12 protein-coding genes and 1 tRNA gene are annotated in these 16,180 nt (G+C 73.5%); 9 read left to right on the forward strand and 4 right to left on the reverse strand.

Annotation, left to right across the window (positions count from 1 at the left end):
- Positions 1-91 precede the first annotated feature (91 nt).
- Both ACFPP6_RS26095 and ACFPP6_RS26100 read left to right on the forward strand, forming a co-directional pair.
- Positions 92-1,738, forward strand: coding sequence for an MFS transporter (locus tag ACFPP6_RS26095; protein ID WP_382047123.1), 1,647 nt, complete (start codon positions 92-94; stop codon positions 1,736-1,738).
- A gap of 119 nt (positions 1,739-1,857) precedes the next feature.
- Positions 1,858-3,669 carry a lytic transglycosylase domain-containing protein gene (locus ACFPP6_RS26100; RefSeq protein ID WP_382046990.1) on the forward strand — a complete coding sequence of 604 codons (1,812 nt, stop codon included), beginning with the start codon at positions 1,858-1,860 and terminating at the stop codon, positions 3,667-3,669.
- A 311-nt stretch (positions 3,670-3,980) separates the two neighbouring features.
- Here the strand turns inward: ACFPP6_RS26100 and ACFPP6_RS26105 are convergent, their stop codons facing one another.
- From ACFPP6_RS26105 to ACFPP6_RS26115, 3 genes are all read right to left on the reverse strand, one after another.
- Positions 3,981-4,874 carry a coiled-coil domain-containing protein gene (locus ACFPP6_RS26105; protein WP_382046993.1) on the reverse strand — a complete coding sequence of 298 codons (894 nt, stop codon included), beginning with the start codon at positions 4,872-4,874 and terminating at the stop codon, positions 3,981-3,983.
- Positions 4,875-5,081: 207 nt separating this feature from the next.
- Entirely contained in the window at positions 5,082-7,841 is a 2,760-nt protein-coding gene (locus ACFPP6_RS26110) for an SUKH-4 family immunity protein (protein WP_382046996.1), read from the reverse strand.
- Between the two features lie 7 nt (positions 7,842-7,848).
- Positions 7,849-8,826, reverse strand: coding sequence for an HNH endonuclease (locus ACFPP6_RS26115; RefSeq protein WP_382046998.1), 978 nt, complete (start codon positions 8,824-8,826; stop codon positions 7,849-7,851).
- A gap of 381 nt (positions 8,827-9,207) precedes the next feature.
- Here ACFPP6_RS26115 and ACFPP6_RS26120 point away from each other — a divergent pair, with 381 nt between their 5' ends.
- Positions 9,208-9,804 (forward strand): YwqJ-related putative deaminase, encoded by a 597-nt coding sequence (locus tag ACFPP6_RS26120; protein ID WP_382047000.1) that lies wholly within the window; start codon positions 9,208-9,210, stop codon positions 9,802-9,804.
- Between the two features lie 5 nt (positions 9,805-9,809).
- The gene (locus tag ACFPP6_RS26125; RefSeq protein ID WP_058046634.1) at positions 9,810-10,319 is read left to right on the forward strand and encodes an SUKH-3 domain-containing protein; all 510 of its coding nucleotides are present in this window, start codon (positions 9,810-9,812) and stop codon (positions 10,317-10,319) included.
- Positions 10,320-10,424: 105 nt separating this feature from the next.
- Here the strand turns inward: ACFPP6_RS26125 and ACFPP6_RS26130 are convergent, their stop codons facing one another.
- Positions 10,425-11,837, reverse strand: coding sequence for a sensor histidine kinase (locus ACFPP6_RS26130; protein WP_382047003.1), 1,413 nt, complete (start codon positions 11,835-11,837; stop codon positions 10,425-10,427).
- 161 nt (positions 11,838-11,998) lie between these two features.
- On the opposite strand from ACFPP6_RS26130, the gene ACFPP6_RS26135 reads away from it, so the two are divergent.
- The 5 genes from ACFPP6_RS26135 to pth all read left to right on the forward strand — a co-directional run bounded on the left by ACFPP6_RS26135 (position 11,999) and on the right by pth (position 16,163).
- Positions 11,999-12,069, forward strand: a tRNA-Gln gene (locus ACFPP6_RS26135).
- 107 nt (positions 12,070-12,176) lie between these two features.
- Positions 12,177-13,631 (forward strand): bifunctional UDP-N-acetylglucosamine diphosphorylase/glucosamine-1-phosphate N-acetyltransferase GlmU, encoded by a 1,455-nt coding sequence (gene glmU, locus ACFPP6_RS26140; RefSeq protein WP_382047006.1) that lies wholly within the window; start codon positions 12,177-12,179, stop codon positions 13,629-13,631.
- Between the two features lie 73 nt (positions 13,632-13,704).
- A complete protein-coding gene (locus tag ACFPP6_RS26145; protein WP_058046637.1) occupies positions 13,705-14,679 on the forward strand; it encodes a ribose-phosphate diphosphokinase in 975 nt (324 codons plus the stop codon).
- Between the two features lie 222 nt (positions 14,680-14,901).
- Complete coding sequence (locus ACFPP6_RS26150; RefSeq protein WP_382047009.1) at positions 14,902-15,474, forward strand: 50S ribosomal protein L25/general stress protein Ctc; 573 nt, start codon at positions 14,902-14,904, stop codon at positions 15,472-15,474.
- A 98-nt stretch (positions 15,475-15,572) separates the two neighbouring features.
- Positions 15,573-16,163: an aminoacyl-tRNA hydrolase gene (pth, locus tag ACFPP6_RS26155; RefSeq protein ID WP_382047012.1), complete on the forward strand. Its 591-nt coding sequence runs from the start codon at positions 15,573-15,575 to the stop codon at positions 16,161-16,163.
- The last annotated feature ends 17 nt before the right edge of the window (positions 16,164-16,180 follow it).

Genomic DNA, 16,180 nt, shown 5'->3' on the forward strand with positions numbered 1-16,180 from the left:
CGGCACAAGCGACGGCAAGAACGGCACGGGCGGCGGCACAGGCGACAAGAACGGCAAGAACGGCACGGGCGACTGCACGGGCGGCGGCGGCATACCCGGGGCGGGAACGGAGGCGACCGCGCCGGGCGCGGCGCCGCCTGCCGTCGCCCGCCGCGGACCCGTCGTCGCCGCGCTCATGCTCGCCATGGCGCTCGCCGCCCTCGACGGGACCGTCGTCTCCACGGCCGTCCCCCAGATCGTCGCGGACCTCGGCGGCTTCACCGTCTTCTCCTGGCTCTTCTCCGGCTACCTCCTCGCCGTCACCGTCACCCTCCCCGTCTACGGCAAGCTCTCGGACACCTTCGGCCGCAAGCCCGTGCTCCTCGCCGGGATCGTCCTCTTCCTCCTCGGTTCGGCCCTGTGTGCCGCCGCCTGGAGCATGCCCGCGCTCATCGCCTTCCGCGTCCTGCAGGGCCTCGGCGGCGGTGCCCTGCAGGGCACCGTGCAGACGATCGCCGCCGACCTCTACCCGCTCAAGGAGCGCCCCAGGATCCAGGCCAGGCTGTCGACGGTCTGGGCCACCGCCGCGGTGGCCGGGCCGGCGCTCGGCGGCCTGCTCGCCGGGTACGCCGACTGGCGCTGGATCTTCCTCATCAACCTGCCGGTCGGCGCGGTCGCCCTCTGGCTGGTCAGGCGCCACCTCCACGAGCCCGCTTCCCGCACCCACGCGCGCCCGCGCGCGCGTGTCGACTGGCCCGGCGCGCTCGGCGTCTTCGCCTGCGGCGGCCTGCTGCTCTGCGCGCTCGTGCAGGGCGGCGTCGCCTGGCCCTGGCTCTCCGCGCCCTCCCTCGCGCTCTTCGCGGGCAGCGCGGTGTGCGCGGGCGTGACCGCCGTCGTCGAGCGGCGCGCGGCCGAGCCGGTCATTCCCGGCTGGGTCTGGCGCCGCCGCTCCATCTGCGCCGTCAACCTCTCCTTCGGGGCGCTCGGGCTCCTGATCATCGCGCCGACCGTCTTCCTGCCGACGTACGCCCAGGCTGTCCTCGGCCTGGGGCCGATCGCCGCCGGGCTCGTGCTGTCCGTGATGACGCTGAGCTGGCCGATCTCCGCCGCCCTGAGCAGTCACGTCTACAACCGCATCGGGTTCCGCAGCTGCGCGGCACTCGGCATCGGCCTCGCCGCACTGATCCTGCTGTCGTTCCCCCTCCTCCCGCACCCGGGCGCCGCCTGGCAGCCGGCTCTGGTGATGCTGGCGCTCGGTGCGGCCCTCGGCCTGTTCCAGCTCCCGCTGATCGTGGGCGTGCAGTCGTCGGTGGGCTGGGCGGAGCGCGGCACCGCCACCGCGTCCGTGCTCTTCTGCCGGCAGGTCGGGCAGAGCGTCGGGGCGGCGCTCTTCGGGGCCGTCGCCAACGGCACGCTCGCCGCGCGCCTGGAGGACGCCCCGGCCTCCGTACGGCCCGGGCTGCCCGCGGACCTCGACTCCGTCTCGCGCGCCCTGGAGCACGCGAGCACGTCCCTCACGGCGGAAGCGGCCGGATATCTGCGGCAGGCCGTCTCCGCGGCGGTCGACCACGTCTATCTGGGGGCCGCCGGCGCGGCCGGTCTGGCACTGCTCGCCCTTCTGACCCTGGCGCCACGGCACTTCCCCGTGCACGCGGGCGAACCCGCTGCGGAGTCCGGTACGGAATCCGCAGCGGACAAATACCAAGAAACGGGCAAAGTGGCGGGAGTTGACGAGGAACGAAGGGCGAATAATACGTGAAGGCGGCCATCGGGCAAGACAATTGGGGCCACAGGGAATTAGTGTTCGGGGTCATGGCCGAGGGGGGAAGTCGTGCACCCCCTTCGCACGGGCCGCAGGTCTCCGAAGGAAGCAGCAACGTGAAGATTCTCCCTACGCGCGCTGCCAGCGTCTCCCGGCAGGGTCTGTGCACGGCCCTGCTCGTAGCCAGCCTCACGGCAGCGGTCGGCGTCAGTCCCGCGCACAACACCGCGGACTCGGACGACCCCGCCAAGGACCCCAAGAATCCGCAGGGCCTGCCGCACGGCACCCCCAACCTCACGCTGCCCGACCTCAGACCCAAGGGCCCCGGCGGCCTGCCCGGCGCGCGCGGCGACGGCAAGAACGACGCCAAGGACGCCACCACGGGCATCCCCGCGACCGCCCTGGACGCCTACCGCAAGGCCGCCCAGCGCGCGGCCGCCGACCTGCCCGGCTGCCACATGCCCTGGGAGCTCATAGCCGGCATCGGCAACGTGGAGACGCACCACGGGACCTACCAGGGCACCCGCATGACGTCCGACGGCACCACGGACAAGCCCATCCTCGGCCCGCAGCTCAACGGCAACGGCTTCGCCCTCATCAAGGACACCGACCGGGGCGCGCTCGACGGCGACACGGTCTACGACAAGGCCGTCGGCCCCACGCAGTTCCTGCCGTCCACCTGGGCGCTCTACGGCGCCGACGGCAACGGCGACGGCAAGAAGGACCCCAACAACATCTACGACGCCGCGCTCGGCACCGCCAAGTACTTGTGCGCGGGCGGCAAGGACATGAACAGCGCCGCGGATCTCGACAAGGCGATCCTCAGCTACAACCCCTCGCGCGAGTACGTGAACGCCGTCACGTCCTGGATGCGCGCCTACAAGGAGGGCAACGTGCCCTCCCTGCCGGACCGTCCGGGCAAGCCGTCGGGCAACCCGCCCGCGGGGAGCGGGACTCCGGCGGTTCCGTCGGGGCCGTCGGCTCCTCCGGCGTCCGGGGCGTCCCCCAAGCCCGCGAAGCCGGCGCCTCCTTCGAAGCCTGCCCCGCCGTCGAACGGCGGGAACACCGGCAAGCCCGGCGGCGGCAGCAAGCCGGGGAGCGACACCAGCAAGCCCGGTGACGGCGGCACGCACAAGCCCGGTGACGGCGGCACCAACAAGCCCGGCGGCGACAACAAGCCCGTCCCGCCCGCCCCCGCGAGCCGTCTGGAGCGCATCGGCGACAACCGCGCCTGGGAGACCTACGCCGGCGAGGCGTTCAAGGAGCAGGCCCGCGTCCTGGCCAAGGACAAGTCCGGCAAGCCGGTGGCGGAAGCCCGCGTACGGTTCGAGATCGGCGGCGGGACCGGGGCCGGGGCCACGTTCGCGGACGGCTCCACCGCGATCACCGTCTCCACCGCGAAGGACGGCACGGCCACCGCGCCGCGCGTCGTGGCGGGGCTGAAGAGCGGCAAGGTCACGCTGACCGCGAAGGTCGTGGGCCGGGACATCCCGGCGGTCGAGTTCGCGGGCACGGTCAAGGTGCGGGCTGCGAAGCAGATCGTCGTTGTGGACAGCTCCAAACTGAAGGCCGAGCCCAACAGCGCGTTCCCCGACCGGATCCAGTTCAAGGTCCTCGGCGAGGCCGGCAAGGACGTGATCGGTGCGGAGGTCACCGTGTCGGTGACCATGACCGACGGCAAGACCGTCCCCGAGAAGGGCAGCCCCTACTTCAAGGGCACCGACGACAAGCCGGTGCTCATCGTGAAGGCGGGCACGACGGACAAGGACGGCGTCCTGACGCTCCCGAAGCTGCTGACGGGCGACAAGGCAGGCGCCTACATGCTCCGCCTGGAGACGGCTGACGGGAAGGTGGAGACCGTCCACCTGACGGTGGTCGCGGCGCAGACGACAACGCCCACGCCTCCCGCGCCGAAGCCGACCGCGTAGCCCGCGGGCCGAGGTGGAGGATGCAGCCGCATCCTCCACTCCGCCGCGACGGCGCTCAGCCACAACGGCGGCACTCGGCGGTGCCGGAACCACCTCCGCCCGGGCAGGCACCGCCGGACTCCACCGTCGTGGTTGCGCGCCGCGGCGGCGGATTCAAGGGTGCGGGCGCCCTTGACCCACAGCCCACAGCCCCGGTGAAGGACGCACCCGCATCCTTCACCCCCGCCGCGGCGGCGGATTCAAAGGTGCAGGCACCCTCGACCTCCCGGTCGAGGTCGAGCATGCGCGCGGCCCAGCCACCGGTGCCGCGCTCAGCTGTCCCCCGCCCCCAGGTCCTCCGCCACCGGCTTGCCCGTCAGGGCCGCCAGGCTGTGGCGGACGTGGGCCATGTGGGCGCGCAGTTCCTCGCGGCGTTCCTCGTGTTCGCGCAGGATGCGTTCCACGTCGCGCACGACCCGCTCCTCGCGGACCCGCGCCTGCGCGATCAGGGCGGCGCCCTGCGCGTCGGCGTCCTCCTGCCCGTGCCGCGCCGCTTCCTCCGCCTCCGCGTAGCGCCGCTGCGCTTCGGCCAGGGCGTTGCGCGCGTACTCGTCCATCGCCGCGATGCGCGTGTCGAGCGCGGCCTCCCGCTCGGCGATCTCCCGCCCCGCGGTCTCCCAGCGCTCGGCGTGGTCCTTCTCCTGCTCGGCGAGCGCGGCGGCGGTACGTTCCCGCATCTCGGCGAGCGCCGCCGCCGCGTCCTCGCGCCGCTGCTTGGCGTCCCGGCGGGCGACGGCGACGACGTCGTCGGCGACGGTCTCGGCGGCGACGAGCGCCTGCCGCGCCCATTCGTCGGCCTCGGCGCGCAGGGCGGTCGACTGCTCGTGCGCGGCGTCCCGGACGGCGCGCCCGTGCGCCTCCGCCGCGTCCATCATCTCGGCGGCCGCGGCCTCGGCCCGCTCCCGCAGCCCGGCGGCTTCGGCCTGGGCGGTGATGAGCAGGCCCTGCGCCCGCTGGCCGAGCGTCTCGTACGTCTGGGGTGGGAGCTGCGCCACCACCTGCCCGAGGCGCTGGGCCTCCTCCTCCATCTCGCGCGCGAGTACGGTCAGCCGCGCCACCCGCTCCCAGGCCGCGTCCCGCTGCCGCGCGAACTCGGCGAGAGCGCGATCCACCTGCTCGGGCCGGTAACCCCGGCCCCGTACGACGGAGAATCCGTCGGGAGACACCGATGCACTCATCCTTGAAGCCCCTTATATCCCGGATGTCCGGTATGTGACGCAGTCTGGCGCACATCATCCCCGGACCACGGGAAGTGCCGATGACGCGACACTCCGCCCGCTTCTTGTGTCAAGGATGCGCCAACCTACGACACGGGGCGTCCGACCCTCATCCCGGATCGGACGCCCCGCGCCCTCAACGCCCCGCCGCCGCGGCTAGAACAGGCCGTCCCACATCTGCTCCACCAGGACCGACCACCAGTTCTCCGGCGACGCCAACGCGGCCGTGTCCAGCGCCATCAGCTGTTCCTGGAAATCCACCGTCCAGCGGCCCGCCTGCTCCGGCGTCAATCCGTAGCGCCAGCGCCACATCTTCCCGAGCAGCGCCAAAGAGCGAACGAACTGAGGCAGGCTCGTGTTGACGAACTGCGGAGGAACGGACGAACCGCCCGGCCCCGCCTCCAGCGGCACCGCCACGATGTGTGCCGTGCCGTACTGCACGCACAGCTGCTTGCCGAAGTCCGTGCCCATCACCAGGTACGAGCCCGCGTCCGGCGCCGCCTGCACCTGCCGTTCCGCCGCCAGCTCCGCCAGCGTCGGCACCGGCCGGCCCGGCTGCGCCTGGCCCCAGAAGAACGGCCCGCAGTCCACGGGCACGCCCGCCCACACCAGCGTCTGCGCGACGACGTCCGGCACGCCCTGGCGCGACACCGCGCGCTGCTCGAACCGGAACACGCCCTGCGGGCCGAAGGACTCGGCCAGCTCCCGGGCCACCACGTCCGGGCCCACCGGCGGCGCCTGCTGCACCTGGCCGGGGTGCGGCAGCGGCACCCGGTTCGGCGCCGGGCGGGCCGGGCCGTCCGCGACCTGGTGCAGCTCGCCCTGATGCTCGATCAGGTGCCGGACGCCCTGCTGGCGCGTGGCGTGGTCGCGGCCGTACGCGGCCGTGTGACTGACCGTCGCCTGCGGCCAGTTCTCCCGCACCATGCGGGCGCAGTAGCCGCCGGGGCCGTCGCACGACTCCAGCTCCGTGTGCAGCTCCAGCACCTGCTCGCGGGGCACGTTCAGCCCCATCAGCTCGTGCAGGATCTGCCACTCCGGGTGCGGCGTGCCCGGCGCGCTGCGCCGGATGAGCTGCTGCTCGGAACCGTCGTGCGCGCGGTAGCGCAGGACCGCCATGTAGCCCGGGCCGACGGTCGGGAGACCGGTGGGCGCCTGGGGGTAGCCGTACGCGGGGGCCGGGCCCTGCGGAGCAGCCGGAGCCTGCGGCGCGGCCGGGCCCTGCGGCGCCGGGGGCATGCCGGGCCCGCCGGGGCTCGCGAGCATGGTGGCGGCGTGGTGCACCCCGCCGGGGCCCGCGGGCGGAGTGCCAGGGGCCTGCGGCGGGGTCCCCGGGCGGCCGGGGGCGGCCGGGGGCTGGCCCGGCGCGCCGGGGGCACCGGGAGCGCCCGGAGCCCCAGGAGCCGCCGGTCCGCCGGGCGCACTGGCGAGCATGGTCGCCGCGTGGTGCACCCCGCCGGGTCCGGCGGGAGGCGGCGTGGGCTGACCGGGCGCGGCAGGCGGTACGGGAGCGCCGGGCGCGGCAGGCGCGGCACCGGGCATGCCCGGCGTACCGGGACCGGCCAGCATCGTCGCGGCGTGGTGCACCCCGCCACCGGGCGCGGCGGGCGCACCGGGCGGCGTGGGGGCACCGGCCCCCGCCTGCTGGCCGGGGATCCCCGGAGCGGCGGGCGCGGCAGGAGCACCGGGCGGCGTCGGAGAGCCCGCACCCGGCTGCTGCTGACCGGGGATCCCGGGCGCAGCGGAAGCAGCGGCGGCACCAGGGGCGACGGGAGCGCCGGGAGGCGCCGGCGGCACGGGAGCCCCGGGCCCCTGCGGAGCACCGGCACCAGGCGCACCGGGCGGCACCGGGGCGCCGGACTGCCCGGGCACGTAAGGCGCACCGGCACCCGGCCCCGGAGGCGGCGGAACCGGAGCCCCGGGCGCACCGGGACCGAGAGGCGGCGGAACGGGCGCACCGCTCGCTCCCCCGCCCGCCGGCAGGTCGTCGATCGCGGGCGCGATCGCCGTCTTCGGCAGCGCGCTGCCGGAGGCCATCAGGGCCGTCTTCGCCTCCGGACCGACGCCCGGAGGCGGCGTGTCGTCCTCGTCCGTGCCCGACAGGGCAGGTGCCAGCACCGTGGCGGGCAGGCCGACCGAGCGGTCGTCGTCATCCGCGGTGTGCGTGGCGGCCGCCGCCCACGGCGTGGCAGGCTCCGGCTCCCCGGGCGCCGCAGAAGCGGGCGCGGGAGCAGGAGCAGGCACCGCAGGAGCAGGCACGGGCGCGGGCGGCGCAACGGGTGCGGCGGGGGCCTGAGAGGCCGCAGGGCCGTCGGACGAAGCCGACGCCGCAGGAACCCCCGGCTCGCTCGGGGCACTCGCCGCACCCGGCGCGCTCGGCGCGGGCGCAGGCGGCGGCACGAGCGCCGGCCCGCCCTGCGACGCATCCGAGGAAGCCCCCGAACGCGCCGCCGCGGCCGAGCCCCCGGACGTGTCGGACGTACGGGACGCACCGCCGGACGTACCGCCCGGAGTCCCCCCGTCCGTCCTGCGGTCCGGGATCCCCATCGCGTCCGCCGCGTCCTGCAGCCACTGCGGCGGGCTCAGCAGGAACGACGTCGCGTTCAGGTCCAGCCGCTTCGGCGGCGCGTCGGACGGTTCCGGTTCCTCCACGGGCACGGCCCCGTACTCCTCTTCGTAGCGCCGGATGACCTCGCCCACCGGCAGCCCCGGCCACAGCGTCGTCTCCCCGCTGTCCCGGGCGATCACCAGCCGGACCAGGCCGCCGTCGGACGTCGGACCGTCCTCGCGGTCCTCGGCCCACACCACGAAGCCCAGGTCGAACTCGCGGACCCGCACCTCCCGGTGCTGGTACGCCGGCACGTCACCGTTGGCCCAGCGCTCACCGCGCTCCTGCGCCTGCGCGAACGTCACCACCGCGCGCTCACCCCTCCACCGGGACGGCGTAGGCGAAGCCGCCGTCCACCATCAGGCCGGCGACCGTCTCCAGCTCCGGCGGACCACCCGCCAAGCGCGACAAAAACACGTCGAAGTCCTCACCACAGGGCAGCAGCAGCCGCTCCACCCGCTCCTGCACCGTCCAGCCGTCCCGGTCGCGCGCGTCGTCGTAGGGGCAGAACCACACCGAACCGATCGCCTCGCCCTTCACCTTGACGGCGAGCACGCCGCCCTGGACGAATCCCACGCCCAGATAGTCCTTGGTGAAGTGGTCGCGCAGACACTTGTTGACGTAGACGAGGTCGTTCACGGCCGCCTCGTCGCGCACGGTGAAGAACGGCTGGTCGATCAGCAGGCCCAGCTCCGCGTCCAGCGCGGCGCCCACGGGGGCACACCCGCCCGCGGCCTTCAGGAACGCCCGGTACGCGCCCGGGAGGCGGTAGCCGAGGTCCTCCTCGACGCCCTGCACCTGCTCCTCGGTCACCGCGAGGTCCCGCTGCGGCAGCACGAAGTGCACCGGCCGGGTCTCCTGCAGCGGGCGCGTGCCACGCTTGTCCTGGTCCACGGCGGCCGTCGCCAGCCCGCCGTGGTGCCGCAGCAGCGCCTTCACCTCCGCGGGCACCAGCTCCAGCCGGCGCGTGCCCACGACGTGGTGCCACGTCCAGCCGTGCGGCGTCGCCACCGAGGGCAGGCTGGCCCACAGCTCGTGGCCCGCGGCGTGCAGCGCCGCGTTCGCCGACACGTAGTCGGTCAGCCGCAGCTCGTCCACGCCGAAGCCCTCGGGCGGTTCCGCGATCTCCGCGGCCGCCCGTGCGTACGGCGAGAAGTCCGGACGGCCCTCGTCGTCCATCCGCACTCCCTTGGGATAGCGGCTGGCGCGGACCGGGTCCGGGAAGTGCACGACCTGCCCGGCGTAGGCCGCATTCGGTGGCGCGGCCTGCTGCCCGAGCCGACCTGTCGTCATGGCGGAAGCCCCCTGCTGACTGTGTGTCTCCGAAAGGCCCCGACGAACGCGGCGGTCGCCGCGAGTCACCGGACCCCCGTCCGGGCCACGGGGCGGCCCGGACGGCCGGTGTCCCCATGGCCGAGAACACCCCGTGCGGCACAGCCTATGCGGTACCGCAAGGAGGGAACCGCGCCCCGGTCCGCCCGCACCGCCGCCGGCCCGGCCGTCACGCCCCGTGAACCCCTCCCGGACGCCGCGCCGCCGGCCCCACCGGTCCGGTCATCCGACGCATGAACATCACACGACGCCCCGCCAACCCCGACCTGACTTCCGCACCTGCCGTCCCGTTTGGCAGGCTGACCTCCGCAACAGGGGGATTGCAGGGAGGGAAGAACCACCATGCACACGACTCAGGACCGACCGCCCGCCGACGACCACGGCACGGCGGCCTCCGGCGATCCCCGGCTCACCTGGAGCACGGAGGACGCCGACCGGCCCCCCGCCCTGCTGCACCGCCGCGACGGCATACTGCCCGCCGTGGCCGCCGCCCTCTCCGTCCGCGGAGAGACGCTGACCTGCACCGCGGGCAAGGCCGAGGTGCCTCCCGCGCTGCACCCGCTGGTCCAGGACTTCCTCGACACCCTCACCAGCGACCGGCGCGAGCGCTTCACGGGCCGCTGCCCCGAGGCGCTCCTGCTGACCCGCTTCCTCGGCGCCTTCGAGAGCGCGCGCGGCAAACGCGCCTCCCGCAAACCGCTGACCCACGGCGAGGCCCGGCGCGCCCTGAAGCACGCCAAGCTCACCGCCCGGCACATCCGCGAGGACGGCGACCCGCGGCACGGCGCGTACGCCCCGCCCTGCCGCTCCTGTACGGCGCTGCTGAGCCACTTCGGCGTACGCAGCGTCGACCCCGCGGCCCCCGCGAAGGCCTCCCCGGCCAAGGCCGCCATCTCCAAGGCCGCCACGAAGGCCTCTCTCACCAAGGACAGGGGCTGACCGGCATGCGCGCCTTCGACCGCACCGCGGCCACCCGCTTCCCCGCCGCCGTGGACGCCGCCCTGCGCGAGGCCGGGTGGCAGCCCGGGCGCTGGGACATCAAGGCCGCCGAGAACTGGGCCGACGCCCTGCGGGCCCACACCTCCCCCGCCGGGCACCGGCACACCGTCTTCCCGGCCGCCGTCGAGGCCTGGGCGGAGTTCGGGGGCCTGCACATCGCCGGGACCGGGACCGGGCGGCACATCGCCCCCACGCCCTTCCACATCGACCCACTGCACGGGCTCCACCTCGCGCGCACCGTCGCCGACCTGGGGCGCGCGCTGGGGGCCGAGGTGTGCCCGCTCGGGCAGGAGGCGGACGGGCAGGCCCTGCTCGCCATCGACGCCCACGGCCGCGTCTACAGCCTCGACCACACCGGCGACTGGTACCTGGGCTCGGACATCGACCACGCCATCGCCACGCTCGTCAACGGCACCCGGCCCTCGCGGCTGTCGGCGGGCATGGGACGCCGCTGACCGGAGCAACGCGAACCGGCCAAAAGCCGGGTGAGAACCGGCCTTGTCCGCACCGGCGGGCCCCCGCCGTCCGGGCTTCGGGCCGGCGGGCCCGTCCTACGGACCTCAGGCCGGCGTGGCCCCGCTCTCCGCGATCGCCGGGATCACCGCCGACACCCTGAAGCCGCCCGCGTCCGTGGCGCCCGACACGAAGACCCCGCCCAGCGCCGAGACCCGCTCGCGCATCCCCACCAGGCCGTTTCCGCCGCTCGGCAGGCCCGGCGCGGCGGCGCCGCAGTCCGACGGCCCGTTCTCCACCTGCAGCGCGACCTCGTCCCCGCGGTGCGCCACGCGCACGACGGCCTTCGCCCCCGGCGCGTGCTTGTGGACGTTGGTCAGCGCTTCCTGCACCACGCGGTACGCCGTGCTCTCCACCCGTGCGCCGTACGAACGCTCCACGCCCTCCACGGACAGCTCGACGGCCATGCCCGCGGCCCGCGACTGGCCCACGAGATCCTCCAGGCCGTCCAGGCACGGACCGTCACCGGACGCAGACGGCTCGCTCACCGGGGCGGCGGTCCCGCCCGCGGCACCGGCCCCCACGCCCGCGGTCACCCGCGCCGAGGCCGCGGCCGAGGCCGCCGCCGCGACCTCCGCCAGCCGCCGCGAGTCCGCGGCCGAGGACGCCTCCGTCACCATGCCCTCGGAGGAGGTCCGCAGCACGCCGAGCATCTCGCGCAGCTCCGTCAGCGCCTGCCGGCCCATGTCGCCCACCAGGCCCGCGTTCCGCGACGCCTTCTCGGGGTCCTTCAGGGCCACCGCCTGCAGGGCGGCCGCGTGGACGACCATCAGCGACACCCGGTGCGCCACCACGTCGTGCATCTCGCGCGCGATCCGCGTGCGCTCCTCGTTGCGGGCCCACACCGCGCGCTCCTCGGCCCGCTCCGCGAGCAGCGACAGCTCGCGCTCCAGGCCGTCCGCGCGTTCCCGCAGGCTCTCCACGAGCCGCCGCCGCGCCCCCACGTAGAGCCCCAGGAGCACGGGCGGTGCGGTGAGCCCCAGCGCCACCAGCGACGCGAAGAACAGCATCATCCAGGGGCCCGGCTGGTACCCCTCCCCGGCGGATATGTCGCGCTGGAACTTGATGAACGTCACGAGGAACGTCCCCGCCACCGACACACCGGCGAGGAAGACGGTCAGCCGGCGCGGCACGTCCGAGGCGGCCAGCGTGTACAGGCCGACGATGCCGAGCAGGAAGCCCAGCTCGGCCGGGGTGATCGCGATGCCCAGCAGCACCACGGCCACCGGCCACCGGCGCCGGAACAGCAGCGTGCCGCCGACGAGCGCCCCCACCACGATGCCGAGCGCCACCGGGCCCCCGTGCTCGTCCGCGAATCCGGCGCCCTCCGCCGCGCACTCCAGGGCGGACACCAGCGCCAGCACGACGTCGAACACCATGCTGCGCCGCCGCGCCCACCACCAAGGCCCGTCCGGCGCGCCGCGCGCGCCCGCCTCCGCGTTTGCCCCCGTTGTGGTCATACCACCCAGACTACGGAAGCCCGCCACCCCATTTCCTGCCCGTTCCCGCCCTCGCGGCCCGGCCGGCGTGCCCGGCACCGTCGCGTCGACGGGCAGCCGTACGGCATAGTGTTGGCTGCAAGCGCGTCCGATCAAGCGAATCGGGCATCACGGGCGAACCATCCCGGGTCGTCTAATGGCAGGACAAATGATTTTGGTTCATTGAATGAGGGTTCGATTCCTTCCCCGGGAGCTCGAGGCACGGGTCCTGACCGCCAGGTCGGGACCCGCCCGCGTTTCAGCAGTAAAACGCACCGGTATCCTTCGGATGTCCACCACCCGAAGCCGAAGGGCACACCCGTGAGCGCCAACCGCCCGGCAGCCGTCGTCGTTCTCGCAGCGGGTGAGGGCACCCGCATGAAGTCGGCGACCCCCAAGGTCCTGCACGCCATCTGCGGACGTTCCCTCGTCGGCCACGTCGTCGCAGCCTCCCGCGAGCTGGACCCCGAGCACCTCGTCGTGATCGTCGGGCACGCACGCGAGCAGGTCTCCGCGCACCTCGCACAGATCGACCCCGAGGTCCGCACCGCCGTCCAGTACGAGCAGAACGGCACCGGCCACGCCGTGCGCATGGGCCTCGAGGAGCTGTCGAACAGCGGGATCGTCCTCGACGGGACCGTGGTCGTCGTCTGCGGCGACACCCCGCTGCTGACCGGCGCCACGCTCAAGACCCTCAGCGACACCCACGCCGCCGACGGCAACGCCGTCACCGTGCTGTCCGCCGAGGTCCCCGACGCGACGGGCTACGGGCGGATCGTCCGTGACGACAGCGGCGCCGTGACCGCGATCGTCGAGCACAAGGACGCCACGGAGGGGCAGCGCGCGATCCGGGAGATCAACTCCGGGGTGTTCGCGTTCGACGCCCAGCTGCTGACGGACGCGCTCGGCAAGGTGCGCACGGACAACAGCCAGGGCGAGGAGTACCTGACCGACGTCCTGGGCATCCTGCGCGAGGCCGGGCACCGCGTCGGCGCCGCGGTCGCCGGCGATCACCGGGAGATCCTGGGGATCAACAACCGCGTCCAGCTCGCCGAGGCCCGCAGACTGCTCAACGAGCGGCTGCTGCACGCGGCGATGATGAGCGGCGTGACGGTCGTGGACCCGGCGTCGACCTGGATCGACGTCACCGTCACCTTCGAGCCCGACGTGCTCGTCCACCCCGGCACCCAGCTGACCGGCGCCACCAGCCTGGCCACCGGCAGCGAGGTCGGGCCGAACACGCGCCTGGCGGACACCGCCGTGGGCGCAGGCGCCCGCGTCGACAACACCGTCGCGGACTCGGCGCTGATCGGCGAGGGCGCGACCGTCGGCCCGTTCGCCTACCTGCGCCCGGGGACGAAGCTCGGCCCGAAGTCGAAGGCCGGCGCGTACGTCGAGATGAAGAACGCCGAGATCGGCGAGGGCACCAAGGTGCCGCACCTGTCGTACGTCGGTGACGCGACGATCGGCGAGTACTCCAACATCGGCGCGGCGAGCGTCTTCGTGAACTACGACGGTGTGAACAAGCACCACACGACGATCGGCTCGCACTGCCGTACCGGATCGGACAACATGTTTGTGGCTCCGGTCACGATCGGGGACGGCGCGTACACCGCCGCCGGCTCGGTCATCACCAAGGATGTGCCCCCGGGTTCGCTGGCCGTCGCACGTGGACAGCAGCGGAATATCGAGGGCTGGGTGGCACGTAAGCGCCCGGGAAGCGCAGCCGCACAGGCCGCTTCCGCCGCTCGCCGGGAGACCGACGGCGAGCAGTGACCGTGACACGGGTGCGCCGTGCGGGGCGTACCGTGATAAGCGCACACAAAGCGACATCCAAGGAGACTGTGCTGTGACCGGGATCAAGACGACCGGCGAGAAGAAGCTGATGCTCTTCTCCGGCCGCGCCCACCCCGAGCTTGCCGAGGAGGTCGCGCACCAGCTGGGCGTCGGCCTGGTCCCGACCAAGGCATTCGACTTCGCCAACGGCGAGATCTACGTCCGCTTCCAGGAGTCGGCGCGTGGCGCGGACTGCTTCCTGATGCAGAGCCACACGGCTCCCATCAACAAGTGGGTCATGGAGCAGCTGATCATGATCGACGCGCTGAAGCGCGCGTCGGCCCGCTCCATCACCGTGGTCGTGCCGTTCTACGGCTACGCCCGCCAGGACAAGAAGCACCGCGGCCGCGAGCCGATCTCGGCCCGTCTGATCGCCGATCTGTTCAAGACGGCGGGCGCGGACCGGATCCTCACGGTCGACCTGCACACGGACCAGATCCAGGGCTTCTTCGACGGCCCGGTCGACCACCTGTTCGCGCTGCCGATCCTCGCCGACTACGTGGGCGCCAAGGTCGACCGCGAGAAGCTGACGGTCGTCTCCCCGGACGCCGGCCGCGTGCGCGTCGCCGACCGCTGGTGCGACCGCCTCGGCGCCCCGCTCGCCATCGTCCACAAGCGCCGTGACAAGGATGTCGCCAACCAGGTGACGGTGCACGAGGTCGTCGGTGACGTGAAGGGCCGCGTCTGCGTCCTGGTCGACGACATGATCGACACCGGTGGCACGATCTGCGCCGCCGCGGACGCCCTGTTCGCCAACGGTGCCGAGGACGTCATCGTGACGGCCACGCACGGTGTGCTCTCCGGCCCCGCCGCGGACCGCCTGAAGAACTCCAAGGTGAGCGAGTTCGTCTTCACCAACACCCTGCCGACCCCGGGTGAGCTGGAGCTCGACAAGATCACGGTGCTGTCGATCGCCCCGACGATCGCGCGCGCCGTGCGCGAGGTCTTCGAGGACGGCTCGGTCACGAGCCTCTTCGAGGAGCAGTGAGCCTCCGGCAGCCCTGACCTGCCGGCTGCAAAAACGATCGGCCTGTGACCGCACGGCCCTGATCGATTTCTGAGCGGCCTCCCCCGCCGGGTACACTCCACGAGTTGCTCGGCGAGGGAGGCCGCACTCATGTGCGGCGGTCCGTTATCGACGCGCTCTTCGTAGCAGGTCCGTATGTGGCCGGGTAACGGCCCATCGATCCACACCTCCGAGGAGTGCACCATGGCTGAGATCAAGATCCCCGCCCAGGTCCGTGCCGAGTTCGGCAAGGGCGCCGCCCGCCGCATCCGCCGTGCCAACCAGGTTCCCGCCGTCGTCTACGGCCACGGTGGCGAGCCGGTCCACGTCACCCTGCCGGGCCACGACCTGATGATGGCTCTGAAGACCCCGAACGTCCTGCTCTCCCTGGACATCGAGGGCCGCGACGAGCTCGTCATCCCCAAGGCCGTCCAGCGTGACGCCCTCAAGGGCTTCCTCGAGCACGTCGACCTGCTGGTCGTCAAGCGCGGCGAGACCGTCACCGTCGAGGTCCCGGTCCAGACCGAGGGCGACCTGGCCCCGGGCGGCAACCTGCTCGAGCACACCCTGACCGCCCTGCCGGTCGAGGCCGAGGCCACCCACATCCCCGAGGCCATCACCGTCTCCATCGCGGGCCTCGAGGCCGGCGCCTCCGTCCTGGCCAAGGACGTCGTCCTGCCGGCCGGTGTCGCCCTGGCCGTCGACGCCGACGCCGTCGTCCTGCACGTCGTCGCCGGTTCGACCGAGGCCCCGGCGGCCGAGGGCGCCGAGGCCTGATCCTCGCCCCTCCCGGCTTTTCTTTCGACCGCCGTCCCGCTCCACCGGAGTGGGGCGGCGGTCGGCTTTGAGCGGTTGGCTATGAAGGAGACATGCAGATGACGGACGACTCCAGCCCCTGGCTGATCGTGGGCCTGGGCAACCCCGGGCCGGAGTACGCGGGCAACCGCCACAACGTGGGGTTCATGGTCGCGGACCTGCTCGCGGAGCGCATGGGTGCGAAGTTCAAGGCGCACAAGGCGCGGGCGCAGGTGGTCGAGGGCCGGCTCGGCGCGCCCGGTCCCTCCAGCCGCCGGGTCGTGGTCGCGAAGCCCATGTCGTTCATGAATCTGTCCGGCGGGCCGACGGCCGCGCTGCGCGACTTCTACAAGGTGCCCGCCGACCGGGTGATCGCCGTCCACGACGAGCTGGACATCGACTACGGGACGCTGCGGCTGAAGCTCGGCGGCGGCGACAACGGCCACAACGGCCTGAAGTCGATCACCAAGGCCCTGGGCCCGGACTACTGCCGGGTGCGCTTCGGCATCGGCCGGCCGCCCGGCCGGATGCAGGTGGCGGACTTCGTGCTCAAGGACTTCTCGTCCACCGAGCGCAAGGAGCTCGACTACCAGGTGGACCGGGCCGCGGACGCCGTGGAGGCGCTGATCGTGGACGGCCTGGAGCGGGCGCAGAGCACGTACAACACCTGACCCCGGCCTCGGGCGCG

The organism is Streptomyces aureoversilis (genome assembly GCF_042657885.1).
Lineage (GTDB): Bacteria > Actinomycetota > Actinomycetes > Streptomycetales > Streptomycetaceae > Streptomyces > Streptomyces aureoversilis.